28 protein-coding genes are annotated in these 25,527 nt (G+C 69.7%); 13 read left to right on the top strand and 15 right to left on the bottom strand.

Translation table 11 applies throughout. The features are described from left to right. The first annotated feature begins 3 nt into the window (after window positions 1-3). Window positions 4-645 carry a MarC family protein gene (locus VPH43_RS16510; protein WP_328578823.1) on the top strand — a complete coding sequence of 214 codons (642 nt, stop codon included), beginning with the start codon at window positions 4-6 and terminating at the stop codon, window positions 643-645. A 9-nt stretch (window positions 646-654) separates the two neighbouring features. Here VPH43_RS16510 and VPH43_RS16505 read toward each other — a convergent pair whose 3' ends face one another. The 5 genes from VPH43_RS16505 to VPH43_RS16485 form a co-directional block, all read right to left on the bottom strand. Continuing rightward, on the bottom strand, window positions 655-1,335 hold the full coding sequence (locus VPH43_RS16505; protein WP_328578822.1) for a CAAX prenyl protease-related protein: 681 nt from the start codon (window positions 1,333-1,335) through the stop codon (window positions 655-657). 89 nt (window positions 1,336-1,424) lie between these two features. Continuing rightward, the gene (locus VPH43_RS16500; protein ID WP_328578821.1) at window positions 1,425-3,353 is read right to left on the bottom strand and encodes an MFS transporter; all 1,929 of its coding nucleotides are present in this window, start codon (window positions 3,351-3,353) and stop codon (window positions 1,425-1,427) included. Between the two features lie 41 nt (window positions 3,354-3,394). Then, complete coding sequence (locus VPH43_RS16495; protein WP_328578820.1) at window positions 3,395-4,174, bottom strand: DUF2145 domain-containing protein; 780 nt, start codon at window positions 4,172-4,174, stop codon at window positions 3,395-3,397. Beyond that, a complete protein-coding gene (locus tag VPH43_RS16490) occupies window positions 4,171-4,587 on the bottom strand; it encodes a hypothetical protein (protein ID WP_328578819.1) in 417 nt (138 codons plus the stop codon). The genes VPH43_RS16495 and VPH43_RS16490 overlap by 4 nt, the downstream gene beginning before the upstream one ends. Before the next feature lie 11 nt (window positions 4,588-4,598). Beyond that, on the bottom strand, window positions 4,599-5,048 hold the full coding sequence (locus VPH43_RS16485; RefSeq protein ID WP_328578818.1) for a YiaA/YiaB family inner membrane protein: 450 nt from the start codon (window positions 5,046-5,048) through the stop codon (window positions 4,599-4,601). A 128-nt stretch (window positions 5,049-5,176) separates the two neighbouring features. On the opposite strand from VPH43_RS16485, the gene VPH43_RS16480 reads away from it, so the two are divergent. Beyond that, window positions 5,177-5,938, top strand: coding sequence for a helix-turn-helix domain-containing protein (locus VPH43_RS16480; RefSeq protein ID WP_328578817.1), 762 nt, complete (start codon window positions 5,177-5,179; stop codon window positions 5,936-5,938). A gap of 19 nt (window positions 5,939-5,957) precedes the next feature. Here VPH43_RS16480 and VPH43_RS16475 read toward each other — a convergent pair whose 3' ends face one another. Continuing rightward, on the bottom strand, window positions 5,958-7,133 hold the full coding sequence (locus tag VPH43_RS16475) for a CaiB/BaiF CoA transferase family protein (RefSeq protein ID WP_328578816.1): 1,176 nt from the start codon (window positions 7,131-7,133) through the stop codon (window positions 5,958-5,960). Continuing rightward, on the bottom strand, window positions 7,130-7,984 hold the full coding sequence (locus VPH43_RS16470) for a 23S rRNA (adenine(2030)-N(6))-methyltransferase RlmJ (RefSeq protein ID WP_328578815.1): 855 nt from the start codon (window positions 7,982-7,984) through the stop codon (window positions 7,130-7,132). Before VPH43_RS16470 ends, VPH43_RS16475 begins: the two co-directional genes overlap by 4 nt. Before the next feature lie 85 nt (window positions 7,985-8,069). Between VPH43_RS16470 and VPH43_RS16465 the strand changes: the two genes are divergently transcribed. After that, a complete protein-coding gene (locus VPH43_RS16465) occupies window positions 8,070-9,164 on the top strand; it encodes an alkene reductase (RefSeq protein ID WP_328578814.1) in 1,095 nt (364 codons plus the stop codon). A 34-nt stretch (window positions 9,165-9,198) separates the two neighbouring features. Here VPH43_RS16465 and VPH43_RS16460 read toward each other — a convergent pair whose 3' ends face one another. After that, window positions 9,199-9,789 carry an MOSC domain-containing protein gene (locus VPH43_RS16460; protein ID WP_328578813.1) on the bottom strand — a complete coding sequence of 197 codons (591 nt, stop codon included), beginning with the start codon at window positions 9,787-9,789 and terminating at the stop codon, window positions 9,199-9,201. A gap of 361 nt (window positions 9,790-10,150) precedes the next feature. Between VPH43_RS16460 and VPH43_RS16455 the strand changes: the two genes are divergently transcribed. From VPH43_RS16455 to VPH43_RS16445, 3 genes are all read left to right on the top strand, one after another. Beyond that, window positions 10,151-12,016, top strand: a complete 1,866-nt coding sequence (locus VPH43_RS16455) for a phosphoenolpyruvate carboxykinase (GTP) (RefSeq protein ID WP_328578812.1) — start codon at window positions 10,151-10,153, stop codon at window positions 12,014-12,016. A gap of 80 nt (window positions 12,017-12,096) precedes the next feature. Beyond that, window positions 12,097-12,828: a UPF0149 family protein gene (locus tag VPH43_RS16450; RefSeq protein WP_328578811.1), complete on the top strand. Its 732-nt coding sequence runs from the start codon at window positions 12,097-12,099 to the stop codon at window positions 12,826-12,828. A gap of 55 nt (window positions 12,829-12,883) precedes the next feature. After that, a complete protein-coding gene (locus VPH43_RS16445; RefSeq protein ID WP_328578810.1) occupies window positions 12,884-13,660 on the top strand; it encodes a metallophosphoesterase in 777 nt (258 codons plus the stop codon). Here the strand turns inward: VPH43_RS16445 and VPH43_RS16440 are convergent, their stop codons facing one another. After that, entirely contained in the window at window positions 13,661-13,870 is a 210-nt protein-coding gene (locus tag VPH43_RS16440; RefSeq protein WP_328578809.1) for a hypothetical protein, read from the bottom strand. A 255-nt stretch (window positions 13,871-14,125) separates the two neighbouring features. Between VPH43_RS16440 and VPH43_RS16435 the strand changes: the two genes are divergently transcribed. Beyond that, window positions 14,126-14,365, top strand: coding sequence for a hypothetical protein (locus tag VPH43_RS16435; RefSeq protein ID WP_328578808.1), 240 nt, complete (start codon window positions 14,126-14,128; stop codon window positions 14,363-14,365). Here VPH43_RS16435 and VPH43_RS16430 read toward each other — a convergent pair. Further along, the gene (locus tag VPH43_RS16430; RefSeq protein ID WP_328578807.1) at window positions 14,338-15,324 is read right to left on the bottom strand and encodes a LysR family transcriptional regulator ArgP; all 987 of its coding nucleotides are present in this window, start codon (window positions 15,322-15,324) and stop codon (window positions 14,338-14,340) included. The two genes, VPH43_RS16435 and VPH43_RS16430, sit on opposite strands and share 28 nt — an antisense overlap. Window positions 15,325-15,457: 133 nt before the next feature. On the opposite strand from VPH43_RS16430, the gene VPH43_RS16425 reads away from it, so the two are divergent. Both VPH43_RS16425 and VPH43_RS16420 read left to right on the top strand, forming a co-directional pair. Then, window positions 15,458-16,768 carry a D-amino acid dehydrogenase gene (locus VPH43_RS16425; protein WP_328578806.1) on the top strand — a complete coding sequence of 437 codons (1,311 nt, stop codon included), beginning with the start codon at window positions 15,458-15,460 and terminating at the stop codon, window positions 16,766-16,768. Window positions 16,769-16,871: 103 nt separating this feature from the next. Continuing rightward, the gene (locus VPH43_RS16420; RefSeq protein WP_328578805.1) at window positions 16,872-18,161 is read left to right on the top strand and encodes an Hsp70 family protein; all 1,290 of its coding nucleotides are present in this window, start codon (window positions 16,872-16,874) and stop codon (window positions 18,159-18,161) included. Window positions 18,162-18,174: 13 nt separating this feature from the next. Here the strand turns inward: VPH43_RS16420 and VPH43_RS16415 are convergent, their stop codons facing one another. The 4 genes from VPH43_RS16415 to VPH43_RS16400 form a co-directional block, all read right to left on the bottom strand. Further along, on the bottom strand, window positions 18,175-18,669 hold the full coding sequence (locus tag VPH43_RS16415) for a hypothetical protein (protein WP_328578804.1): 495 nt from the start codon (window positions 18,667-18,669) through the stop codon (window positions 18,175-18,177). A 74-nt stretch (window positions 18,670-18,743) separates the two neighbouring features. Further along, the gene (locus tag VPH43_RS16410; protein ID WP_328578803.1) at window positions 18,744-19,475 is read right to left on the bottom strand and encodes an anti-sigma factor; all 732 of its coding nucleotides are present in this window, start codon (window positions 19,473-19,475) and stop codon (window positions 18,744-18,746) included. Beyond that, a complete protein-coding gene (locus VPH43_RS16405) occupies window positions 19,472-20,062 on the bottom strand; it encodes a sigma-70 family RNA polymerase sigma factor (protein WP_328578802.1) in 591 nt (196 codons plus the stop codon). Before VPH43_RS16405 ends, VPH43_RS16410 begins: the two co-directional genes overlap by 4 nt. Window positions 20,063-20,068: 6 nt before the next feature. Continuing rightward, window positions 20,069-20,740, bottom strand: coding sequence for a YecA/YgfB family protein (locus tag VPH43_RS16400; protein ID WP_328578801.1), 672 nt, complete (start codon window positions 20,738-20,740; stop codon window positions 20,069-20,071). 77 nt (window positions 20,741-20,817) lie between these two features. On the opposite strand from VPH43_RS16400, the gene VPH43_RS16395 reads away from it, so the two are divergent. From VPH43_RS16395 to VPH43_RS16385, 3 genes are all read left to right on the top strand, one after another. Next, a complete protein-coding gene (locus VPH43_RS16395; RefSeq protein ID WP_328578800.1) occupies window positions 20,818-21,381 on the top strand; it encodes a flavodoxin family protein in 564 nt (187 codons plus the stop codon). After that, entirely contained in the window at window positions 21,378-22,304 is a 927-nt protein-coding gene (locus VPH43_RS16390) for a delta(1)-pyrroline-2-carboxylate reductase family protein (protein ID WP_328578799.1), read from the top strand. Before VPH43_RS16395 ends, VPH43_RS16390 begins: the two co-directional genes overlap by 4 nt. A gap of 208 nt (window positions 22,305-22,512) precedes the next feature. Next, window positions 22,513-22,905, top strand: a complete 393-nt coding sequence (locus tag VPH43_RS16385) for a VOC family protein (protein ID WP_328578798.1) — start codon at window positions 22,513-22,515, stop codon at window positions 22,903-22,905. Window positions 22,906-22,933: 28 nt separating this feature from the next. Here VPH43_RS16385 and VPH43_RS16380 read toward each other — a convergent pair whose 3' ends face one another. Continuing rightward, window positions 22,934-23,875 (bottom strand): LysR family transcriptional regulator, encoded by a 942-nt coding sequence (locus VPH43_RS16380; RefSeq protein WP_328578797.1) that lies wholly within the window; start codon window positions 23,873-23,875, stop codon window positions 22,934-22,936. A gap of 104 nt (window positions 23,876-23,979) precedes the next feature. Between VPH43_RS16380 and VPH43_RS16375 the strand changes: the two genes are divergently transcribed. Next, the gene (locus VPH43_RS16375) at window positions 23,980-25,500 is read left to right on the top strand and encodes a CoA-acylating methylmalonate-semialdehyde dehydrogenase (RefSeq protein WP_328578796.1); all 1,521 of its coding nucleotides are present in this window, start codon (window positions 23,980-23,982) and stop codon (window positions 25,498-25,500) included. Window positions 25,501-25,527 lie beyond the last annotated feature (27 nt).

The following is a 25,527-nucleotide window of genomic DNA, read 5'->3' as shown; positions in this document are numbered from 1 at the left end:
CCCATGGACTTGCTCAAGCCGCTGATCGCGCTGCTGGCGATCGTCAACCCGATCGGCGTGGTGCCCTTCTTCCTGCACTTCACGCAGAACTTCAACCGCCAGCAGCGCCAGCGCACCATCCGCGTGAGCGCGTTCTCCGCCTTCACGGTGATCGCGGTGAGCGCGATCGCCGGCCTGAAGATCATCGAGTTCTTCGGCATCTCGATCGCCTCGTTCCAGGTGGGCGGCGGCACGCTGCTGCTGATGTCCTCGCTGCACATGCTCAATGCACAGCAGGCCGAATCGCGCGAGGGCGACGTCACCGAAGGCCAGGCCAAGGCCGACGCTGGCGACAGCATCGCGGTGGTGCCGCTGACCATCCCGCTGCTCACCGGCCCGGCCACGATCTCCACGATGGTGATCTACGCCGAAAAGACGCGCAGCCTCTGGGAGCATGCCGTGCTCGTGGGCTACGGCGTGGTGATCGGCCTGGCCACCTTCATCGTGTTCTCGGCGTCCTCGCGCATCGCCCGGGTGCTGGGCCACACCGGCATCAACGTGATGACCCGGCTGATGGGGCTGATCCTGGCCGCGATGGCAGTGGAGCTGCTCGCCGATGGCCTGGTGAAACTCTTTCCGGTGCTGGCGAGCCACCTGGCGCGCTGAAGGCGCGTTTCACCAGAACTGCCACTGCCCGGTGGCGACCACCCAGATGCCCAGCACGCCGTTGGTCACCGCGTGGGCAATCACCGGCAGCCAGAGCTTGCCGCTGCGCACATAAAGCCACGCATACGCCAGGCCGGCCAGGATGGCGGCCAGCCACAGCGTGTGGGCCAGCATGAAGACGAAGGTGGAGAGCACGATCGCGCGCAGGCCCACGCGCCGCGGGTCCACCGCCTCGAACAGCGGGCGTTCGATCCACCGCATGAGAAACGAGCGCCAGAACAGCTCCTCCATCACCGGCACCACCAGGGCGGCGCCGATCCAGCGCACCACCACCAGCGGCCAGTCCAGCCGGCCTTGCGAGTCCAGCGGCGTGAAGGCGGCACTTTCCTGGCCGATGCGAAACAGCGGTGCGTCCAGCGAGATCCAGGCTGCGAACACCGCCAGCCCGACGCCCACGGACAGCAGCAGCTCGCCCGCTTGCGGAAGGCTCTGCCGCGCGAGCTCGCCGTATTCCTTGCGCCACACCAGCAGCATGCCGCCCACGACCACCACGCTCAGCGCATAGAGCCAGCGCGGGTCCACGCCCCAGGAGCCATCCGCAGGCGCGGCGCCACGCAGGGCCAGCAGCAGCATGAACGCGGCAAACGGAACGATGCGCACCAGCGCATTGCGGCTCAGGGAGGGAATCATCGGGGCGGCGGACGGGCGTGGCGAAAGCCGCGCGAGTATCCAACACCCCGTGCCGGCCGGCAGCGTGGCCCGGCCGTTGCGTCAGGGCCTCAGGGCGTGGCCAGCAGCTGCTTCACGCGTTCGCGCATCGCCGCGGGCGACACCTGCTGCGGCGCCACCGGCGCGCCGGCCACCAGGCCCACCGGGCTGAACAGGCCGCGCCGGAACGGCCGCACCATCGCGCGACCCTGTTCCACCCGCGAGAAGAACGAGCCCCACAGGTTCTGCAAGGCCAGTGGCACCACCGGCACCGGCCGGCGCTCCAGGATCTTCATCATGCCGCCCTTGAACTCGGCCACCTCGCCGTCGCGCGTGATGCCGCCTTCCGGGAAGATGCACAGCAGGTCGCCTTCGGCCAGCACCTGGTCGGCCGCGTCGAATGCGGCGGCGTAGGCGGCCGGGTCTTCCTTCTGCGGCGCGATCGGGATGCACTTGGCCAGCTTGAACAGCGTGCCCAGCACCGGGATCTTGAAGATGCGGTGGTCCATCACGAAGCGGATGGGGCGCGGGCTGGCCGCCATCAGCAGCACCGCGTCGACGAAGCTCACGTGGTTGCACACCAGCAGCGCGGCGCCCTCGGTGGGAATGTGCTCATCGCCTAGCACCTTGAAGCGATAGATGGTGCGCGTGGCGATGAAGGCGATGAAGCGCAGCAGGTACTCCGGCACCAGCAGGAAGATGTAGCCCGCCACGATGGCGTTGGCGATGCCGGTGAACAGGAACACCTGCGGCACCGTGAAGCCGGCCGCCAGCAGCGCACCGGCGAGCACGGCGCTGGCGATCATGAACAGCGCGTTCAGGATGTTGTTGGCCGCGATGATGCGCGCCCGGTGGCTCGGCTGCGCCCGCAGCTGGATCAACGCATACATCGGCACGCTGTAGATGCCGGCCGACATCGACAGCAGGAACAGGTCCGCCATCACATGCCAGTGCGCACCACGGCCCACGAACTCGCCCACCGTCATGGTGGCCGCCGGCGGAAGGCCGCGCGAAGAGAAATAAAGGTCGATCGCGAACACGCTCATGCCGATGGCGCCCAGGGGCACCAGGCCGATCTCCACATGGCGCTTGGAGAGCACCTCGCACAGCAGCGAGCCGATGCCGATGCCCACCGAGAACACCACCAGCAGCAACGAGGCCACCTGCTCGTCGCCGTGCAGCACCTCCTTGGCGAAGGAGGGGAACTGCGACAAAAACACCGCGCCGAAGAACCACATCCACGAGATGCCCAGCAGCGAGCGGAACACCACGATGTTGTGGCGCGCGAGCTGCAGGTTGCGCCAGGTCTCGGTGAAGGGGTTCCAGTTGATCTTCAGCTGCGCATCGGTGGCCGGCGACACCGGCACCCACTGCGCCGTCACCCGCCCCAGCAGCGCGAGGCCGAGGCAGCCGATGCCCACGATGTGCGAGCCGATGCCAGGGATCGCGATCAGCAGCCCGCCGGCCACGTCGCCCAGCAGGATGGCCACGAAGGTGCCCATCTCGATCATGCCGTTGCCGCCGGTGAGCTCGCGCTCGTTCAGGTGCTGCGGCAGGTAGGCGTACTTCACCGGGCCGAACAGGGTGGAGTGCAGCCCGAGCAGGAAGATGCAGCCCAGCATCGCTGCCACGTTGGACGTGAACAGCCCGAACACCGCGATCAGCATGATCACGATCTCCAGCCACTTCACCATGCGGGTGAGCAGCGCCTTGTCGTATTTGTCGGCCAGCTGGCCGCTGGTGGCGGAAAACAGCAGGAACGGCAGGATGAACACCGCGCCGATCACCAGCCCGGCCAGCGAGGCCGGCAGCCAGCTCACCTGCAACTGGTAGGTCACCAGCACGGTGAAGGCGAACTTGAACAGGTTGTCGTTCGCCGCACCGAGGAACTGGGTCCAGAAGAAGGGCGCGAAACGGCGCTGGCCCAAGAGCGCGAACTGGTTGGGGTGGGCGGTGTGCGGCGCGTCGCTGGACGCGGGCAGTGTGGATGACGTCGACATGCGGTCTCCTCCTGGATCTGGGCTTTTCTGGGCGGCTGCCTTTATCTCACGACCAGCGGCTCGCCTGCGAGGCCGGCGCTGCGGACAAACGCGAACACCGAGTCCACCGTCACGGTATCGATGCGCCCGGCGAAGCGCCGGCTGTTCGGATGGTCGTCGAAGGCCACGTTGGCGGCGGTGAGCTCGGCCCCCAGCCGCTTGAAGGCCGGCAGGTGCAAGGTGGTCGGCTGGTAGCCCAGCGCACGCAGCCAGCCTTGCGCCTGCACCCGTGTGGTGGCGCTGGGTTGCATGGCCATCGCCAGGGTCTCCAGCGCCCACTGGTTGCTCTGCTGGTAGCGCTGCGACCAGGGGTAGGCCACCATGTTGTAGGCCGGCGTGTTGAGCACCGCAGCGCGGCTGTTGTCCTGCAGCAGCGGCAGCAGCGCGTCCTGCACCGCCGGGTTGGGCACCACCACGCCGGCTTCGTAGCGCCAGGGCTGGTCCATGAAGAAGTCGGCCAGGCCTTGGCGGTACAGCGCGCTGCGGTCGGTACCGCAGTGGTTGAGCTTGTGCACGATGCGCCAGGCCTTGGTGCGTTCGTCGCGGTAGGCGTAGCCCAAGTGCGAATAGCGCAGGCCATAGGCGCTCAGGTCCTGCCCGGCGCGGGCGATCAGCACCACCCTGGCGCCGCTGGCGTCCAGCGCATCGCGGGTGCGCTGGGCCAGGCCTAGGGCCTGGGTGATGGCGCTGGCGGAGGGCTTGTGCGGCTCGCAGGTCTGGCCGGCCTGTGCGCCCGCGGCGGCCAGCGCCAGGGCGGCGGTGAAGACACGCAGCGTGTTCATCGTGTGATGCGCTCGTTGTAGAGCAGCGAGGCGCCGATCTCATTGGGGATGAAGGCGATCGCTTCGCCGGCGGCCGACAGCAGCCAGCCGGTGGACAGCACCGCGGTGGTGATCACCGCACCGGTGGCCATGGAGGCGGCGCCTGCCGCTTCCGCGCCGAAGCGCAGCACGCAGCGGGCGCCGTCGGAGGCGCGCTCCAGCACCCACACGGTGCCCACCGCGCTGGCCTGCACCGACACCACCGTGAGCGCCACAGCCCCGGAGAGCAGCAGCACCGGGCCGGCCACCGACACCGCCACCGGCACCGCGACCGACAGGGCCGACACCGCGCTTGCATCCGACGGGCCGTGAGCGTGTGCGGGGGCGCTGGCAAGCACAGCCGCGGCGAACAAGGACAGGACAAAGGTCTTCATGGTGATGCGCCTCACTGGGTTTCGCCCATCGCTTCACGGCGGCCGGCCAGGCGGGCCTGGAACAGGTCGGCTTCGTGCGCGTCGCGCAGGGTCTTGGCCAGGGTGAACACGGTGGAGATCAGGAACAGCCAGCTCACCAGCAGGTAGGCCTTCCACACCGGCTGGATCGCCATGCGCCACAGACCCCAGCCCGTGAGCGCCATCGCGAACGCGAAGCCGCCCCACACCACCATGCCCCACATCGGCGTGTCCACGCGCTTGGTTTCGTTGTCGCGCACGTACTTGGACAAGGCAAACGCGGCCGACAGGCAGAACACATAACCCATCACCATGAAGGCGCGGGCCGTGTCGTCGCCTGGCAGCCACGCCAGGCCGATCGCACACACCGACACTGCCAAGCCGAACGACACCCACACTTGCATGCGCCAGGCACGGGTATCGCGTCGAACCATCGTTTGCATTGAAAGCCTCGTCGGGCTGTTGAACATGGCCCGCATGGTGGAAGCGTGCGCCCGGGCCAGCAAGCAGGCCCGGTGGAGCACCTGCTGCGCGCCGCCCCCGGTATCGCCATGTGATACTTTCCGGCGGTATGAGCACCACCGCCGACCTCATCACTGCCCTGAAAGCCGAACTCAAGCTCGCCGGCGTGACCTATGCCGACCTGGCGCGCGAACTGGGCATGGCGGAGTCGAGCATCAAGCGCATCTTTGCCAAGCGCGACATGCCGCTGTCGCGCATCGACGAGGTGCTGGGCGTGCTGCGCATGGACTTTGCCGAGCTGGCGCGCAAGGTGGCCGACGCGCAGCCGCTGCGCCGAGAGCTCACGCTGGAGCAGGAGAAGGCGGTGATCGCGGACCGCAAGCTGCTGCTGATGGCGATCTGCTGCCTCAGCCAGTGGACCTTCGACCAGGTGCTCAGCACCTATGACGTCACCGAAGCGGAGGGCGTGAAGTACCTGGCGCAGCTGGACCGCCTGGGCATCATCGAGCTCAAGCCGATGAACCGCTATCGGCTCAAGGTGGCCAAGACCTTCCGCTGGCACCCCAAGGGGCCGGTGATGCACTACTTCCGCCAGCACGTGGTGCAGGACTACTTCGCTGGCGGCTTCGATGGCGAGGGCGAGATGCTGATGCTGGTGCACGGCCAGATCGGCCGCAGCCTGGCGATGCAGTTCAACGAGCGCCTGGCCCGCGTGGCGCAGGATTTCGCCCAGCAGCACCTGGCCGACCAGAAGCTGCCGGCCGACCAGCGCCGGCCCTACACGCTGATGCTGGGCATGCGCTCGTGGTTGTTCGCGGCCTTCCGCGATCTCAAACGCGAGGCCGACAGCCCATTGCCGCGTTCGCGCTGAGCGCTTCTAAGGCAGCTCTTTAAGGCAGCTCGTCCTGGTGCTCGCCGAGCGTGGGCGCGCGGTGGCGGATGGCACCCGGCGTGGCGCTCAGCTTGGGCACGATGCCGGGCACCTGCACGGTCAGGCCGTCGGCGCTGGTCACCGGCACGATCATCTCGCGCGCCAGGTAGTGCGGGTCGCTCGCGATGTCCTTCACCGTGTAGATGCGGCCCACCGGCACGCTGGCCGCCTGCAGCGCGGCCACCACCTCGGCCACCGGGCGCTGCACCGTCCAGGCGGTGATGGCGGCGTCCAGCTGGTCCACCCGCGGCACCCGCTGCGCATTGGTGGCGAGCTCCGGGTCGTTGGCCAGCTCGGGCCGGCCGATGGTGAGCATCAGGCGCTTGAAGATGGAGTCGCCGTTGCCACCGATCACCACCTGGCCGTCGGCGCAGCGATAGGCATTGCTGGGCGCGATGCCGGGCAACGCCGAACCCGCCGGCTCGCGCACCACGCCGAAGGCGCTGTACTCGGGCAGAAGGCTTTCCATGCAGTTGAACACCGCCTCGTACAGAGCGACATCCACCACCTGGCCGCGGCCCTTGGGGGCGTCCGGGCCGATGCTGCGCTGGCGCGCCTGCAGCGCCATCAGCACGCCGATCACGCCATGCAGCGCGGCCAGGGTGTCGCCGATGCTCACGCCGCAACGCAGCGGCACGCGGCCGGGCTCGCCCGTCAGGTGGCGCAGCCCGCCCATGGCCTCGGCCACCACCGCAAAACCGGGCAGGTCCTTGTAGGGGCCGGTCTGGCCATAGCCGCTGATGCGCAGCATGATCAGCCCCGGGTTGGCCGCGCTCAGGAACTCATAGCTCAGGCCCCACTTTTCCATGGTGCCGGGCTTGAAGTTCTCGATCAGCACGTCGGCTTCGGCGGCGAGCGCACGCACCGCGTTGCGGCCTTCGTCGCTGCGCAGGTCCAGCACCACGCTCTTCTTGTTGCGGCTTTGCACCTGCCACCAGACGCTGGTGCCGTCGTGCAACAGGCGCCACTGGCGCAGCGGGTCGCCGCTGCCGGGCGGCTCCACCTTGATGACCTCGGCGCCAAAGTCGGCGAGCGTCTTGCCGGCGAAGGGGCCGGCGATGAGCTGGCCCAGTTCGAGCACCTTCAGGCCCGCCAGCGGGCCAGCGCCGGAAGCGGGCGTGTTCTCCTGCGTCATGCCGCGCGCTGCTCCAGCAGGAAGTGCGCGCCGTCGTACTGGCCGAGCACGTCGGTGAGCCAGGGCAGCGTCTGCTGCAGCATCTCGTGCAGCACGAAGGGCGGGTTGATCACCAGCATGCTGCTGCCGATCATGCCGAAGCCCTTTTCGTCCGCCTGCCGCACGGTCAGGCGGGCATGCAGCCAGCCCTTGGGGGCCACCGCGTCGGCGGCGGCCTGCAGGCGCTGTGGCAGCTGGGCGCTTTCCAGCAGCTGCAGCTGCGGAATCCACACCAGGATCACCGTGTCGGCAAAGCGCTGCAGCGCCTCGCGCACCGCGGCCACCACCTTGCCGTAGTCGGACTTCAGCTCATACGACGGATCGATCAGCACCACGCCGCGGCGCGAGGGCGGCGGCAGCTCGCCCTTGAGCGCGGCAAAGCCGTCGCTCATGCTCACCTGGGTGTGCGGCCGCTTGCCGAGGAAGGCCTCGAGGATGCGGTAGTCGGTGGGGTGCAGCTCATACAGGCGCAGCCGGTCGGTGGGCCGCATCAGCATCTGCGCCAGCGCGGGCGAGCCGGGGTATTGCTCCAGCTTGTCGCCGCCATTGAACTCCCGCACCCTGCGCACGTAGTCGGCCAGCGCCTGGGGCAGGTCGGCGCGGCCCCAGAGCCGGGCGATGCCCTCGGCGAACTCCTCGCGCTTGTGTGCGTACTTGCCTTCGAGCGAATAACCGCCGGCGCCGGCGTGGGTGTCCACCAGCGTGAAGGGTTTGTCCTTTTCGGCCATGTAGCGCAGCACATGGGTGAGCACCAGGTGCTTGAGCACGTCGGCATGGTTGCCGGCGTGGAAGGCGTGTCGGTAGGCGAGCATGGCGTCACTGTAGCGGGTCGGGTTAGCACAAAGCCGGCTGGGGGGTGGCGCATGCGGTTATCGCCAAACTCCTTACCCTGGCGGCATGCCTACCTTGTTCGATCCCCTCCAGGCCGGCGAGCTGCAGCTCGACAACCGCGTCGTGATGGCGCCGCTCACCCGCAACCGCGCGGCGCCCGGCCGCGTGCCGGCGGCCCTGGCCGAGGCCTATTACGCCCAGCGTGCGGGGGCCGGCCTCATCATCACCGAGGCCACCCAGATCCGGCCCGACGGCCAGGGCTACCTGGACACGCCCGGCATCTATTCCGCCGAACAGGTGGCGGCCTGGCGGCGCATCACCGACGCGGTGCACCAGCGCGGCGGCAAGATCGTGGTGCAGCTGTGGCATGTGGGCCGCATCTCGCATGTGTCGCTGCTGCCCAAGGGCGACGTGCCGGTGTCCTCCACGGCGCGGGCGGCCCACACCAAGACGTTCACCACCCAGGGCTTCGAGCCGGTGTCGGTGCCACGGGCGTTGCGCACCGAGGAGATTCCGGCCCTGGTACAGAGCTACCGCGACGCTGCCCGGCGTGCCATGGATGCCGGCTTCGACGGCGTCGAAGTGCACGGCGCCAACGGTTACCTGATCGACCAGTTCCTGCGCGACAGCTGCAACGACCGCACGGACGCCTATGGCGGGCCGATCGAGAACCGCACCCGCCTGCTGCGCGAGGTGATGCAGGCGGTGAGCGCGGAAATCGGCGGCGGCCGCACCGGCCTGCGCCTGAGCCCCGTGACCCCCAGCAACGACATCGGGCAGGACAGCGACCCCCAAGCGCTGTTCAACGCCGCGGTGGAGCAGCTGCAGCCCTTGAAGCTGGCCTTCCTGCATGTGGTGGAAGGTGCCACCGGCGGCCCGCGCGACGTGGCGCCCTTCGACTACGAGCAGCTGCGCCGCCGCTTCGAAGGCGCGTGGATGGTGAACAACGCCTACGACCGCCAGATGGCGCTGGACGCCGTGGCCAGCGGGCGTGCCGACCTGGTGGCCTTTGGCCGGCCGTTCATCAGCAACCCCGACCTGGTGCGGCGGCTGCGCGAAGGCGCCCAGATGGCGCCCGCGGACAGCAAGACTTTCTACGGCGGCGGGGCACGCGGCTACACCGACTACCCGAGCCTGGACGAGCAGGCGGTGAAGGCCTGAACGAGCTGCCGCGTCGGGCGCAGCGCATCCCTGCTCAGGTGATGCGGTGCGCCTTGGTGCGAAAGAGCTCCATGATGCTGAGCTCACGCGGCCCGGGCAGCAGCTCGAACGCATCCCCAGCCTGCAGCGGGCCTGGCTGCTTCACCGCGAGGTAGAAGCCGCAGTAACCCGACTGCGCCATCAGCTTGGCCGCCTTGTTGAAGCCCATCGCGGCATTGAACTTGAAGCAGGGGAAACGCGGCTCGCTGACGATGAGCTGGCAGTGCTCGAAACGCAGCACGTCGCCCACCCAGACGTCCTTTTCCAGCGGGCCGGCCTCGAAGCTGAGGTTTTCGCCCATGGCGCCCGGCGCCAGCGCTGTGCCCCAGGCGGCCACGCCTGCCTGCGCCCGCAGCGTCTGCCAGACCGGGTAGTGCACCAGCGAATAGGCGTACACCGCCTTGGCCAGGCCGCCGTGCACCGACAGGTCGGCCTGCTCGTCACCCTCCAGCCCGAGTGGGCGCACGGCCACCGGGCCGGTCACCGCACGCTTGCCGATGCCGGACATCACCGTGCGGTCGCCGATCTGCAGGGGTTGCGCCAGCGACACGTTGACACTGGCCAGGCGAAAAGTGGGTGCGGTCATTCAGCGGCGGGCAAGTCGGGGCCGGGATGCGGGAGTGTCGCGCCGAAGGCGTCCACTCGCGCCGCGGCGGCGTCTCCGTGCCCCTCTCGTTCCCTTCAAAACGAGCAAAAGTCCTTTGCATTCGCCCATGAGCGATTTGCATGACCCCCCGGACTCTGGCGGTTACCTGCCAATTACACTGGAATGACAATGGCGCACGGCCCTGTACGTGGTAACCGGTAGGCCGGGCGCGGAAACTGCCGTGTAACTTTCAGGCCATTCTCCCGATCCGATCGGGCGGCATTGGGCGAGTCCCCTGGTGATGTGTGTCAGGGGCCTCGCCCAATCCCGCTTTTTCGACATATCGATGATTGGAGTTGCCATGAACCGTCCCGTGATGGAAGGCCTGCGCCTGAACGTACCGGCCTACGTCCACCATGCCCGCCTGGTGGCCTGGGTGGCCGAAGTGGCCGCGCTCACCGAAGCCAGCGAGGTCTACTGGTGCGACGGCAGCCAGGCCGAATACGACCGCCTGTGCGCGCAGCTGGTCAAGGCCGGCACCTTCAAGAAACTCAATCCCGAGCTGCGCCCCAACAGCTACCTGGCCTGGAGCGACCCCAGCGACGTGGCCCGGGTGGAAGACCGCACCTATATCTGCAGCCAGAAAAAGGAAGACGCCGGCCCCACCAACAACTGGATGGCGCCGGACGAGATGCGGGCACTGCTGCAGACCGGCGAGAACGCGCTGTTCCGCGGCGCCATGCGCGGCCGCACCCTGTACGTGGTGCCGTTCTCCATGGGCCCCTTGGGCTCGCCCATCAGCCACATCGGCGTGGAGCTGTCCGACAGCCCCTATGTGGCGGTGAACATGCGCATCATGACCCGCATGGGCAAGGCGGCGCTGGAGGTGCTGGGCGAGGACGGTGACTTCGTGCCCTGCGTGCACACCGTGGGCGCGCCGCTGCAGCCCGGCCAGCAGGACGTGGCCTGGCCGTGCAACCCCACCAAGTACATCGTCCACTACCCCGAAACCCGCGAGATCTGGAGCTATGGCTCCGGTTACGGCGGCAACGCGCTGCTGGGCAAGAAGTGCTTCGCGCTGCGCATCGCCTCCACCATGGGGCGTGACCAGGGCTGGCTGGCCGAGCACATGCTGATCCTGGGTGTCACCTCGCCCGAAGGGCGGAAGCACCATGTGGCGGCTGCGTTCCCCAGCGCCTGCGGCAAGACCAACTTCGCGATGCTGATCCCGCCGCATGGCTTCGAAGGCTGGAAGGTCACCACCATCGGTGACGACATCGCCTGGATCAAGCCGGCGGCCGACGGCAAGCTCTACGCCATCAACCCGGAAGCGGGTTATTTCGGCGTGGCGCCGGGCACCAACTACAAGACGAATCCCAACTGCATGGATTCCTTGAAGCGCGACGTGATCTTCACCAATGTGGCGCTCACCGACGACGGCGACGTGTGGTGGGAAGGCATGACGGACGAGCCGCCCGCGCACCTGACCGACTGGCAGGGCAAGGACTGGACGCCCGCGCTCGCCAAGAGCACCGGCGCCAAGGCGGCGCACCCCAACGCCCGCTTCACCGTGGCCGCCACCAACAACCCGGTGCTGGACCCGGAGTGGGACAACCCGCAGGGCGTGGCGATCGATGCCTTCATCTTCGGCGGCCGCCGCTCCACCACCGTGCCCCTGGTGAGCCAGGCGCGCAGCTGGGTGGAAGGTGTGTACATGGCCGCCACCATGGGCTCGGAAACCACCGCCGCCGCGGCCGGCCAGCAAGGCGTGGTGCGGCGCGACCCGTTCGCGATGCTGCCCTTCATGGGCTACAACATGAGCGAGTACTTCCAGCATTGGCTGAAGCTCGGTGCTCTGCTCGAAGGCCAGGGTGCGAAGCTGCCCGGCATCTTCTGCGTCAACTGGTTCCGCAAGGGTGCGGACGGCAAGTTCGTGTGGCCCGGTTATGGCGACAACATGCGTGTGCTCAAGTGGATGCTGGAGCGGGTGGAAGGCCAGGCCAGCGGCGTGGAGCATGTGTTCGGCGTGAGCCCGCGTTATGAGGACCTCACCTGGGACGGCCTTGACTTCAGCCGCGAGCAGTTCGACGCCGTGATCGGCATCGACAAGGCCGCCTGGTTGCAGGAGATGCAGCTGCACGGCGAGCTGTTCCAGCAGCTGGCCTACAAGCTGCCCGCCGAGCTCACCGCGCGCAAGCAGCAGATCGAGGCCCAGCTCGCCGCCTGAGCGCGGCTCGGCCCATCAGGAAGCCGCCCGCGGGCGGCTTTTTTGCGGCCGCGCCACACCTCGGCAGGCACAATGACCCGATGGCCCAAGACCTCAACGACCAGGAACTGGACGAGCTCGACAACCTGCTCGCCGACACCCCCGCTCCGCTGGAGCCGCTGGACATCGTCATGCTCGACGGTTACCTGTGCGGCGTGCTGGCGCAGCCCCGCCTCATCGAACGGACCGAGTGGCTGCCGCCGGTGTTCGACCTCGAGGGCCGCAGCTTGCCCGACACGGTGGACGCCGCCTGGCTGGCGCGCTGCACCGCCTTGCTGGAAAAGCGCCACGCCGCGCTGAACCGTGGCATGGCCGAGGACGGCTGGTTCGACCCGGTGCTGCACGAAAGCATGCCCGAGCCCGACCCGGAGGCGGGCAGCGACGCCGCCGACGTGTGGGCAGGCATGCCCGAAATCTCTCGGCCGCTGTTTTCCTGGGTCGCCGGGTTCCAGTACGCCACCACGGTATTCCCTGAGCTCACCTCGCTGGACGAGGACGAGGTGGTGAGCGCGCTCGACCGGGTGTTCCGCCACCTGCCGCCCGAGACGGACGAAGACCGGGAGATCGTGCAAGCACTGAACGACGCCGTGCCGCTGGCCACGGTGGACGAGGCGGTGGAGGACTTGGTGCTGGCGGTGGCCGACCTGTGGGAGCTCACCAGCGAAGCCCGCTTCCGGGTGGAGCCGGTGCGGCGCGACACGCCCAAGGTCGGGCGCAACGACCCCTGTCCCTGCGGCAGCGGCAAGAAGTACAAGCAGTGCCACGGCGCGTAGCCCGCGCGCGCCCTCCGTTCCGCGGGGCCGCCGAGCGTGTCTGCAGGGAGGTGCCGTGAAGCTGCAGCTGCTGTCTGACCTGCACCTGGAAAGCGAGGCCTTTGATCCCGAGCCGGCCGCCGGCGCCGAGCTGCTGGTGCTGGCGGGCGACATCGACAACCGCTGGGCCGCGCTGGAGCGTTTTGCGGGCTGGCCGGTGCCGGTGCTGGTCGTGGCAGGCAACCACGAATTCGACGACCGGGAGCTGATGGACGCCTGGCCGCGCCTGCACGCACGCTGCGCCAGCCTGGGGCTTCGGCTGCTGGAGCGTGCCTCCGCGGTGCTGAGCGACAGCCAGGGTCGCCGCATCCGTTTCCTGGGCACCGTGCGCTGGTGCGACTTCGACCTGTTCGGCCCGGCCGGCCGGAAGAAGGCCATGAGGGCAGGCGCTTACTTCCAGAAGGTGATGCGGGCCACGCTGGGTGGCCAGCCCTTTGATGCCGCCGCGGTCCGGGAGGAAGCACTCGCCTGCCGGGAATGGTTGGCTGGCGCCTTGGCGCAGCCGGGCGACGAACCATGCGACGCTACGGTGGTAATCACTCACTTTGCGCCCAGCCTCCGCAGCACCGACCCTCGCTACGGGGCTCAATCGGGCACGGCGAGCTTCTGCAATGCCGACGACCACCTGCTGCCCGGGGTGGACTTGTGGCTGCACGGCCACCTGCACTGCCGCCATGACTACCAGGTGGCGCACCCCGACGGCCGCGTCACACGGGTGGTGAGCCAGGCGCGCGGCCTGCAGGCCAAGGGCGAGCCGGACGGCTTCCAGCCCCTCAAGCTGATCGAGGTCTGATCAGGTGATGCGGCGCCAGCGCGCCAGCCAGCCGTCGCCGGCCTTGGCTGCATGCGCCGGCAGCGGCTCTACCGGATGGGGGATGCCTTCGGCCATGCTCAGGTCCAGGCCGAATGCGGTGCCGTAATCCGCCGGGTCGTCCAGCACCGCCGCGGGCCGGGCACGCATCCAGCGGGCCAGGAAGGAGGCAGACGGTTCGTCGTTGCGCATGACAGACCCCTTGGATGCAGACGGGCGGTGGATGAGGCAGTGTGAGATGTACCTGGATGTATCAATCGGCCGAAATGCACGCGACTTGCGGGGTGTTTCTGGCAGCACTTCACGCAGGAGCGCCGCGCCTGCGCAACGGCGCCGCCCGGCTTGCAAGTCGTTGCGTTTTGGCGCTGCTGAGGTGGGCACTTCCCCACTTTGGTGGATGGCTTCGGGAGAACCCCGGGGATAGGCTGTCACCAAAGCGATCCCCCCATGCGCCACGCCACCCTTCAAGCCCTGACCTGGGCCACCGTCACCGCCGCCGTCACCAGCGCGCTCTGGCTCGCCGCGGCCGAACCCGGCTGGCCGGAGACCCGCAAGCCGGGTGACCCGGCGGGCAGCCTGTTGCGCCTGCCGAGCGAACCGAGCGGCGCCGGCGCCGGCGTCAACAGGCCTGCGCCGCCGCGCCGCGACGCCGGGGCGCCTCAGCGGGGCGAACGCCCGCCGCGCTGAGCGCGCCGGCGCGTGGCGGGGCCGCCCCCGTCCGGCCCCAGGGCGTTGCGCGCGCCCGCGGCGAGCGCGCTGCCCACCCGGTTCAGCAGCGCCAGCCGGCCACCCGGCGTATCGGCCGGGGTCTGGAGCTGCCACTGGTGCCAGTACAACGCCACCGGCACGGTCACTTCCGGGTGCAGCACCTGCAGGGAGCCGCGCGCGATGGCCTCGCGCGCCTGCAGCTCGGGCAACACCCCCACGCCCCAGCCCATCTCCACCGCCCGCAGATAAGCCTCGCTGGCCGGCACATGGCATTCGCGCAGGCGCGGCTCCCGCACGCTGAAGGCGCGGGCCACCCACTGGGTCTGCATGTCGTCCTTGCGGTTGAACACGAGAAAGGGCACCTGGGCGAAGTTGCCGCGCGTCAGCCCCTGCGGCAGCCAGCGCTGCACGAACCCCGGGCTGGCGACCGCGGCGTATCGCATCATGCCCAGCGGCAGCACCTGGCAACCGCGCAATGCCTGCTCCACCGTGCTGACGCAGCCCAGCACCGCGCCTTGCCGCAGCCACTCGTGGGTGAAGTCCTGGTCGTCCACCACCAGCTCCAGGCTCCAGCCGCGCTCCTGGCCCTCCTGCACCAGGGCGTCCAGCGCGGGCAGCACCCAGGTGGCCAGGCTGTCGGCGTTCACCGCGATCGGCAGCCGCTCCTGCACCGACAGGCCGGCGCCCAGCTCCCGCGCCAGGTCCGCCCGCATCGCATGCCACTGGCGCGCAAAACGCAGCAGCACCTTGCCCGGCTCGGTGAGGCGCAGCGGCCGCGCCCGCACCACCAACGGCGCGCCGACGCCGGCCTCCAGGCTGCGCAGGCGCTGCGACACCGCCGACTGCGTCACGGCCAGCCGTTGCGCGGCGCGCTCGAAGCTGCCTTCATCCGCCAGCGCGGCCAGGCAGTCCAGGTTGGCGGGGTCCAGGTCACGCATAAGAGTGGCTAATGGATGGGGAAAACCGTGAATGGCTGTTCATTATCCGCGCGGGCGTGTGGACAATCGTCCAATCGCCCGGGCCACCGCCTGCGCCACACTGTGTTTGCAGCTTTCTGAAGAGGACATCCGCATGAAGGTCATCGTGATGGGCGCCGGCATCATCGGCATCAGCACCGCCTGGTACCTGCTGGAGCAAGGACACGAGGTCACGGTGATCGACCGCCAGCCCGATGCCGCGATGGAAACCAGCAAGGCCAATGGCGCGCAGATCTCGGTGAGCTTCTGCGAGCCCTGGGCCAATGCCGCGGCCCCGTTCAAGGTGGCCAAGTGGCTGCTGCGCGACGACTCGCCGCTGCTGTTCCGGCCCAAGCTGGACCCGCGCCAGTGGATCTGGGGCCTGAGCTTCCTCACCCAGTGCACCGACGCCGCCTTCGAACGCAACGTGCAGCAGCTGGTGGCGCTGGGCCGCTACAGCCATGCCTCGCTGAAGGCGCTGGTGGCGCAGACCGGCATCCAGTACGACCGGGTGGAGCGCGGCATCCTGCATTTTTTCAGCAGCGAACACGATCTGGAAACCGGCGCGGCCGCGGCCGAGGTGATGCGCCGCCACGGCGTGGACCGGCGCGTGCTCAGCCGCGAGGAGGTGCTCAAGGTCGAACCGGCGCTGGCGAGCTTCGGGCCGCGCCTGCATGGCGGCACCTACACGCCCAGCGACGAGTCGGGCGACGCCTGGGTGTTCACCCGCGAGCTCGCGCGCCTGTGCGCCCAGCGCGGCGCCACCTTCCTGTATGAACACGACATCGTCGAGATCCAGAGCGCCGGTGGACAGGTGAGCGGCGTGCGGGTGGGCGACCAGCGCACCGGCAAGCGCCAGACGCTCACCGCCGACCACTACGTGGCCGCGATGGGCAGCTTCACCGCGCCCCTGCTGCGCCCGCTGGGTATCACCTTGAACATCTATCCCGCCAAGGGCTACTCCGCCACCCTGCGCCTGAAGCACCCCGAGCGCGCCAGCGTGGTGAGCATGATCGACGACGCCCGCAAGATCGCGATCTCACGCCTGGGCGACCACATCCGCATCGCCGGCACGGCCGAACTCGCCGGTTACGACACCCGCCTGGACACGCCGACCGCGAAGGTGCGCTGCCATGCGCTGGTGCAGCGCTACGAAGAAATCTTCCCCGGCGTGGCGGACACCACCGAGCCCAACTTCTGGGCCGGCCTGCGGCCCAGCACGCCGACCAACATTCCCTACATCGGCCGCAGCAAGATAGCCAACCTCTGGCTCAACGCCGGCCACGGCACCCTGGGCTGGACCCACGGCGCCGGCTCGGGCCGCGCCCTGGCTGAGCTGATGAGCGGGCTGCGGCCGGAGATGGACTTCGGCTTCTGCGGCGACGTGAGCGCTGCCGTGCGGCCGCGCGCGATGGTGAGCGCCTGACAGGGCGCGGCACGCTCGCGGCGGCAATTCACTAGAATCGCCGCCCCTCCCCCGACTCCTGCAGCCCGCTGCCTTCACCGGCAGCGGGCTGCTGCTTTTCATCATGCCCGCCTCCTACTGCGCCATCGACTTCGGCACCTCCAACTCCGCGATCGCGCTGCCGCAGGGCGACGGCGTGGCGCTGGTGGAGCTGGAGCCCGGCTACCGCACCATGCCGACGGCGGTGTTCTATGCGGTCGAGGGCGGCAGCCCGCACGAGCCCCTGCCGCGCAGTTATGGGCGCGCCGCGGTGGCCGCTTATGTGGACGGGCTGGACGGCCGGCTGATGCGCTCGATGAAAAGCGTGCTGGGCTCCGCGCTGATCGAGCAGAGCACCGACGTGGGTGGCGGGCGCGCGGTGCGTTATCTGGACGTGGTGGCCGGCTACCTGAGGCACCTGAAGCAGCAGGCCGAACGCGACGCCGGCGGCGAACTGACGCGGGTGGTGCTGGGGCGTCCGGTCTTCTTCGTCGACTGCGAGCCCGAACGCGATGCGCAGGCCCAGGCGGCGCTGGAGGCGGCGGCCCGCTCGGTGGGTTTCAGCGAGATCGCGTTCCAGTACGAGCCGATCGCCGCCGCGCTGGACTATGAACAGCGCGCCGAGCGCGAGCAGCGTGTGCTGGTGGCCGACATCGGCGGCGGCACCTCGGACTTTTCGGTGGTGCGCGTGGGCCCGGCGCGGCGGGCCCGCGCCGAACGCAAGGACGACATCCTCGCCAACCACGGTGTGCACATTGCCGGCACCGACTTCGACCGCCACGTGGAGCTGGCCGCCATCCTGCCCAGCTGCGGCTACCGGACGCTGGGGCCGAGCGTGCGCGGGCAATCGCCGCGCGAGGTGCCCAACCGGGTGTACTTCGACCTGGCCACCTGGCACCTGATCAACACCGTGTACGCCCCCGCACGGGTGGCGGAGCTTCGCGGCATGCGCCCCTTCTATGGCGACCCGCGCCTGCATGATCGGCTGATGCACGTGGTCAACGAGCGGCTGGGCCATGCCCTGGCGGCACAGGCCGAAGCCGCCAAGATCGCGGTCGCCGACGGTGGCGCCACCTCGATCGACCTCGGCCTGATCGAAAGCGGCCTCACCGCCGAGCTGGGTGAGGCACAGGCCACGGCGGCGCTGGAGGCGGACTTGCAGCGCATCGTGGACGCGGGTGTGGACACCGTGCGCCAGGCCGGCCTGGCGCCGGCGCAGATCGACGTGCTGTACTTCACCGGCGGCTCCACCGGGCTGAAGCCGCTCACCGAGCGCATCGCGGCGTGTTTCCCGTCGGCCGAAGTGCGACGCGGCGACCGCTTCGCCAGCGTGGCGCAGGGCCTGGGTGTGCACGCCAGGCGCCACTTCGGCTGACGCCGCCGGCGCTTCAGTCGGCCTTGGCGACGTACTTGTTGCCGTTGGCCTTGTAGGCCGCGATCGCCTTTTTCAGGTCGCGGTATTCCTCGCAGGAGAAGGTGCACACCTTGTCCAAAGCGGCCAGGCGTTGCTCGGCGGTGGGCAGGTCGCCTTTCATCAGCGCCAGCTCGCCGGAATATTCGAGCGTGCCGCGGTGCTTGGGGTCGAGGCGCAGTGCCTCGGCGTAGTAACGCTCGGCTGCATCCAGGTCCGGCGTCTTGCGCATGCGCATCGAGTAGCCCATCAGGTTGTTCCAGTCGGCGCTGCCGGTGGCGTTCACGCGCTGCAGCTCCTCGATCGCCGCCTGCCAGTGCTTGGCGGCCAGCTGGGCACGCGCGGGTGCCAATGGGTCGCTGGCGGCCGGTGCGGGCGTGGAGTCCGCGGCCAGCGAGGGCAGGGCCGGGGCGGCGAGCAGCAGGCCATACACGGCCAGGGCACACAGGCGGGCGGGGCGGGACATCGTCATGTTCATCTCCTTGAAAGGGGCGGCCAAATCGGCCGCCTGATCCATCTACGGAGTGAGCCGGCGCCGGGATGCACTCACCACAGCTTGACGCAGGGGCCGCTCACCACAAAGTTCTCCGCCGCGGCGCTGGGGGGCGCCAAGGCAGCGTCCGCCGGCTCCAGCCGCACGCCCAGGCGGGGCACCTTGGCGAACAGGCGCTCGGCGCTGTCGGCCAGGGTGATGCTGGCCTTGCCGCCGGCCGGCACCACGCCCACCACGAAGGGCGCCCGGCCGTCGGAGGGCAGCGCCCACAGGCGGGCCACCTGCCCGGTGGGCACGGCGATCGGCTGCAGCAGTTTCAGTTGCAGCTGACGGCCATGCCGGGTGGAGCTGGCCAGCACCACGGGCTTGCCGGCGGCGTCGCTCAGCAGGCCGACATAACTTTGCGGCAGGCCCTCACCCTGCGCCACTTCGCGGCCCAGCCATTGCGGTTGCTGTGTGAGGACCAGCAGGCACAGCGCGGCGCCGGCGAACGCACCGCCCAGCGAGGGCAGCATCCAGCGCCAGAAACGCCAGCCGGCGCGCGGCGTGCCAGCGGCCGGGGCGAACAGGCGCTGCTCCAGGCCCTGCCACAAGGCCGGCGACGGCTGGATGGCGGGCACCGACTGCGCCAGATGCGCCAGGCGCTGCTGCCAGCCGGCCACTGCGTGCGCCACCGCCTGCGACTCGCGCTGCAGCGCCTCGAAGCGGCGCCGGGCGCCGCCATGCAAGGTGCCCAGGGCGTACTCGCGCGCCAGCAGCTCGATCGCTTCAGGGCTCAGCCTCATGCGGCTTCCAGGCCGGCGGCCACCAGGCAGTCCTTCAGGCGGGCCAGGCCGCGCCGCACCCAGGCTTTGGCGGTGCCCAGCGGCGCGCCCAGGCGTTCGGCGATCTCGCTGTGCATCAGGCCGTGGTAGTAGGCCAGGGCCAGCGCCTGGCGCTGCTGGGCCGACAGGTGGCCCATGCAAGTGTCGATCTGCAGGCGCTGCAGGCTGTTGTCCAGCAGGTGCTGCGGCTGCTCGCCGTCCGCCGCGGCGCCGGCCAGCGCTTCGGCGCCTTCGTCCGGCAGCGGCACCGTGGTGGCGCGTTCGGTGGCGTTCGAGCGCAGCGTGTCGATCGCCTTGTTGCGCACGATGTTGATCATCCACGTCATGGGCGTCGCGGTACCGGGGCGGTAGCTGCCCGCGCCATGCCACACGTTCATGTAGGCCTCGTGCAGCACCTCCTCCCCACGCGCCGGGCTGCCGAGGATACGCGTGGCCACGCCCAGCAGGTGGGCGCTGGTCAGGCGGTAGAGCTGCTCGAAGGCAGCCCGGTCCTTCAGCACGATGCGGGCCATCAGGGCAGCCAGGTCGGTGGTGGGCGGGGAGCTCATGGTTCTTCAGCCGCGGCGGGGCCGCTGGGGCGGTTTGCCACGGCCTTGGGCGGACTTACGAGCCGCCCCGCCGCCGGGACGCAGCGCCGGCTTCTTCTTCAGCGGCCGCGACACGTCGGCCAGCAGCAAGGTGCTGCGCACCAGCCCTTCCACCGCCTCGGCCAGCTCCTGCGGCGGCTCCAGGGTTTCGATCTCGGCGATGAGCTCGTCGGCGTCCTCCAGGTCGTCCGGGTCCAGGTGCATGTACAGCAGCGCCAGCGGCTCCAGCAGCTCCGGGTTGTTCAGCTCCATCAGGGCCGGGAAGATGGCGCAGGCGGTGGCAAAGCCGGCGACCCACGGCATCACGGTTTCCGAGGGCGATGCTTCCTCGTCGAACTCGTACACCCAGGGGTCGAACCAGTCGCGCCGCTCGATGGCGTCGTCCAGCTCGGCCAGGCGGCGCTGCACCAGCGCGCGCAGCGGCTCCACGTCGAACTTCGCCGGCGGGGCACGGCCGTCCACGTCCAGCACATGCGGGAACCAGGCGCTTTCGGGCGGGCGCTTGGGCTGCAGCAGCACGCCGCAGAGGTAGCCGTCCAGCATGGTCACGTCCAGCGGCTCCAGCGGCTGGGGCAGTGCGTCCAGCAGCGCCTGCAGCCGGGCCAGGTCTTGTTCGCCGAACGGCGTGGGGGTGCTCATGGGGCGGATTGTGCGGCCCGGTGCGCTGCAATGGCCAGTGACCGGCGCACTTGGGCACGCCTTCGTATGATGGCCCGATGACATCACGACACCTGCTGTTCCTGCTCGCCAGCACCCGCCTGCCCGGTGTGCTGGGCAACACCGAAGCCCTGGCGCGCCACGCCGCTGCCGCCTTGCCGGCCGACGTCACGCAGACCTGGCTGCACCTGCGCGGCCTGCAGCTGCCGGCCTTCGAGGACCACCGCCACGGCCGCGGCGACTACCCGATGCCCGAGGGCGACGGACGCCAGCTGCTGGACGCCACGCTCGCTGCCACCGAGCTGGTGTTCGTGGCACCGATCTACTGGTACAGCCTGCCCTCGCCGCTCAAGCTCTACCTGGACCACTGGAGCGCCTGGCTGCGGGTGCCGGGGCTGGACTTCAAGGCGCGCATGGCCGGCAAGCCGCTGGCGCTGATCACCACCAGCGGCGACCGCCCCAAGGCCCAGCCGGCGATCGACAGCGTGCGCTTGTGCGCCGAGTTCATGGGCATGCGCTGGGCCGGTGCGCTGTGGGGCAAGGGCGGTGCGCCGGGGGCGGTGGCGCAGGATATGCAGGCGCTGGACGCCGCGGCGCGCTTCCTGGTGGGAGGCGGCGCATGAAGCTGCTGGACGCCGCCGCCACCGCACGGGCCCTGCCCTGGCCCGCGCTGATGGCCGCCATCGAACAGGTGCTGGCGGCGCAGCACCAGGGCCAGGTGCAGGTGCCCGAGCGCTCCGTGCACAGCATCGCCCCGGACACGCGCTGGTTCCTGATGCCGGCGTGGAGCACGCCCGAGGCGGGCGGGCTGGCGATCATGAAGCTCATCACCTACAACGCGCAGAACCCCGCACGTGGCCTGGCCGCCATCCTGGGCGACGTGCTGGTCCTGCGCACCGACACCGGCGAGCGGCTGGCGCTGCTGGACGGGCCCGTGTTGACCGCCCGGCGCACCGCGGCCGTCACCGCGATCGCCGCGCGCCGGCTGGCGGCCCAGCCGGGCGGGCCGCTGCTGATGTTTGGCGCGGGTGCCCAGGCCCTGGCGCACCTGCAGGTGTTCCACGAGGTGCTGGGCGTGCGCGAGCTGTGGCTGCGCTCGCGCGGTGCCGAGGGTGAGCAGCGGCTGATGGCAGCCGCGCAGGCGCTGGGGGTCACGGTGCACCGGGCCACCGACCTGGACGCGGCGCTGGCGCGCTGCCCGCTGGTGATCTGTGCCACGCCGGCCAACACGGTCTGCATGGACCGCCCGCCGCGCGATGATGCCTTCGTCGCCGCCATCGGCGGCTTCACCACGGCCATGGCCGAAGTGGCCGCGCCGGTGGTGCAGCACATCGCCGCCCGCGGCCGGGTGGTGCTGGACACCGCCCGTGCGCGCCACGAGGCGGGCGAGGTCGCCCAGGCCGGCCTGGATGGTGATGCGCTGCCGCTGCTCGGCGAGGTGACCGCGGCCAGCGGCGGGCCCGCCGGCCCCGTTCTCTTCAAGAGCTGCGGCGCCGCGCTGTGGGACCTGGCAGCGGCCCATTGCGCCGTGGGTGCACCGGGATAGCACCGTCCGTGCCCGGAATGGGTGCGCCGTTCCCTCGTATTGGGGATGGCCGTGCAATGACCCGGCCCCTAGAGTGGGTCGCAGCTTGTTCAGTGTTTGAGGGCGCCGAAGCGACAGCGGCGCTGGTACCGGTCCCAACGACGTCCTTTCTGAGGACTTGAACGCCCACCCCTTCACCGGGGTGGGCTTTTTTTGTGGGAGGAGCACCATGATCGACCACATCACCTTGCGTGTGCGCGACCTGCCGAGGACGCGCGAGTTCTACCGCCAGGCGCTGGCGCCTTTGGGCTATCGGGTGGCCTATGAGGCGGTGCACGAGGGCACCGGCGTGCTCGGCTTCGGCGCCGAGATGCCCGGCGTGGGCTTCAAGATCGACACCTGGTTCGTCACCACCGAGCCGGCGTCCGGCCCCAGCCACCTGTGCTGGCGTGCCGGCTCGCGGGTGGAGGTGGACGCCTTTTATGCCGCCGCGCTGAGCGCCGGCGGCACCGACAACGGCAAGCCGGGCGTGCGCGCCCACTACCACTCGAACTACTACGGCGCCTTCGTGCTGGACCCGGATGGCAACAACGTCGAAGCGGTGTGCCACGCGCCCGAGTGAACGCAGCGTGCGCGGCAGAGAGCAGGGTTCACGGCCCGGTCGCGAAGCCGTCCTGGAACGCCTCGCGTAAATAGCCCACCAGCGCCTGCACCGCGCGAGGCACCTGGGCGCTGTAGGGCCGCACCGCGTACAGCTGCTCGCCATAGGTGCCCACGGGCTGCCAGTCCGGCAGCACGGCCACCAGCTTGCCGCCACCCAGCGCCTGCGCACTGAAGTCGGGCAGCAATGCGATGCCCAGCCCGCCCAGCGCCGCTTCGCGCAGGGCCTCGCTGTTGTTGGCGGCGAACGGGCCCTTCACCGCCACGGTGAGCTTGTCGCTGCCGGCGGGGCTGCCGCGGCGCTGGAAGCTCCAGGCCACGGTGTCCTGTGGCCGCAGGTAGTGCAGGCAGTCGTGCTGGGCCAGCTCCTGCGGATGCTGGGGCGTGCCGCGCCGGCGCAGGTAGGCCCGGCTGGCCACCAGCAGCGAGCGGGTGCGGCACAAGGTCCAGGCCACATGGGTGTCGGGCACCGACGCGCTGTGACGGATGGCGAGGTCGAAGCCCTCCTGCGCCAAGGAGCTGAGCCGGTCGGACAGATCCAGCTCGATGCGCACCTCCGGATGCCGGCGCAGGAACTCCGGCAGCCGCGGCACGATCTGCTGGCGCGCCAGCGCCACCGGCGCGGTCAGGCGCAGCAGCCCGCGCGGCGCGGCGGCGAGGTCCTTCACGCCTTCGAAGCTGCGCGCGATCTGCTCGAAGGCCCCCAGCGTGCTGTCCACCAGCTGCTGGCCGGCCTCGGTGAGGCGCACGCTGCGGGTGGTGCGCCGCACCAACGGCACGCCGGCGGCGCGCTCGAGCTCGCTGATGCGCTGGCTCATGGCCGCCTTGCTCACACCCAGGCGCTGGGCCGCGCCGGTGTAGCTGCCCTGCTGGCCCAGCACGGTGAGCCAGTGCACGTGGGCCCACAGCGATTCGATCTTTCGGTCGTCCATGCAGGTATTGTTTGCCATCGTGAACAATGAATCCAGCCCTGCGGCATTGCGCCGCAGGCGCCAAAGGTGAACAGTGGGGCCTGTCGCAGGACCAGGAGACACACATGGGTGCACCCGAAGCTTTCACCGCCACCACCGAGGTGGGCCACTACATCAACGGCGCCGTGGTCGCCGGCACCAGCGGGCGTGCCCAGCCGGTGTTCAACCCCGCCACCGGGGCGGTGGCGCGCCAGGTGGCGCTGGCCGGCGTGGACGAGGTAAACGCGGCGGTGGCAGCCGCGAAGGCCGCCTTCCCGGCCTGGGCCGACACACCGCCGATCCGGCGCGCGCGCGTGCTCAACGCGTTTCTCGCGCTGCTGAACCAGCACCGCGACACCCTGGCCGCGATGATCACCAGCGAACACGGCAAGGTGTTCACCGATGCGCAGGGTGAGGTCAGCCGCGGCATCGACATCGTGGAATTCGCCTGCGGCATCCCGCAGCTGCTCAAGGGCGACTACACCGAGCAGGTGTCCACCGGCATCGACAACTGGACCCTGCGCCAGCCGCTGGGCGTGGTGGCCGGCATCACGCCGTTCAACTTCCCGTGCATGGTGCCGATGTGGATGTTCCCGATCGCCATCGCGGCGGGCAACACCTTCGTGCTCAAGCCGAGCGAACGCGACCCCAGCCCTTCGCTCTTCATGGCGGAGCTGCTCAAGCAGGCGGGCCTGCCCGATGGTGTGTTCAACGTGGTGCAGGGCGACAAGCTGGCGGTGGACACGCTGCTGGAGCATCCGGACATGAAGGCGCTCAGCTTCGTGGGCTCCACGCCGATCGCGCACTACATCTACGAACGCGGTGCCCACTTCGGCAAGCGCGTGCAGGCGCTGGGCGGCGCCAAGAACCACATGGTGGTGATGCCCGATGCCGACCTCGAGCAGACCGTGGATGCCCTCATCGGCTCGGCCTACGGCTCGGCCGGCGAGCGCTGCATGGCGATCTCCGTGGCGGTGCTGGTGGGCGAGGTGGCCGACAAGATCGTGCCGCTGCTGGCCGAGCGGGCCAAGGCGCTGACCATCAAGAACGGCATGGAGCTGGACGCCGAGATGGGCCCGGTGATCACGGCGCAGGCGCTGGACCGCATCGAGGGCTACATCGCGCAGGGCGTGGAAGAAGGCGCGCAGCTGGTGGTGGATGGCCGCGGCCACAAGGTGCCGGGCCACGAGAAGGGCTTCTTCACCGGCGGCACCTTGTTCGACCATGTGAAGCCGCACATGCGCATCTACAAGGAAGAGATCTTCGGCCCGGTGCTGGCCTGCGTGCGCGCGAAGGATTTCGCTGAAGCCGTGCAACTGGTCAACGACCATGAGTTCGGCAACGGCGTGGCCTGCTTCACCCGCGACGGCAACGTGGCGCGCGAGTTCGCACGCCGCATCCAGGTGGGCATGGTGGGCATCAACGTGCCGATTCCGGTGCCGATGGCGTGGCAGGGCTTCGGCGGCTGGAAGCGCAGCCTGTTCGGCGACATGCATGCCTATGGCGAAGAAGGCGTGCGCTTCTACACCCGGCAGAAGTCCATCATGCAGCGCTGGCCGGAGAGCACGCCCAAGGGGGCGGAGTTCGTGATGCCGACGGCGAAATGAACAACGGGCCCACGGGCCCCGTTGTGC

The sequence above is a fragment of the Ideonella sp. BN130291 genome, from assembly GCF_036231905.1.
GTDB lineage: Bacteria > Pseudomonadota > Gammaproteobacteria > Burkholderiales > Burkholderiaceae_C > CAMLIZ01.
This window is presented reverse-complemented; position numbering and strand designations above follow the sequence as displayed.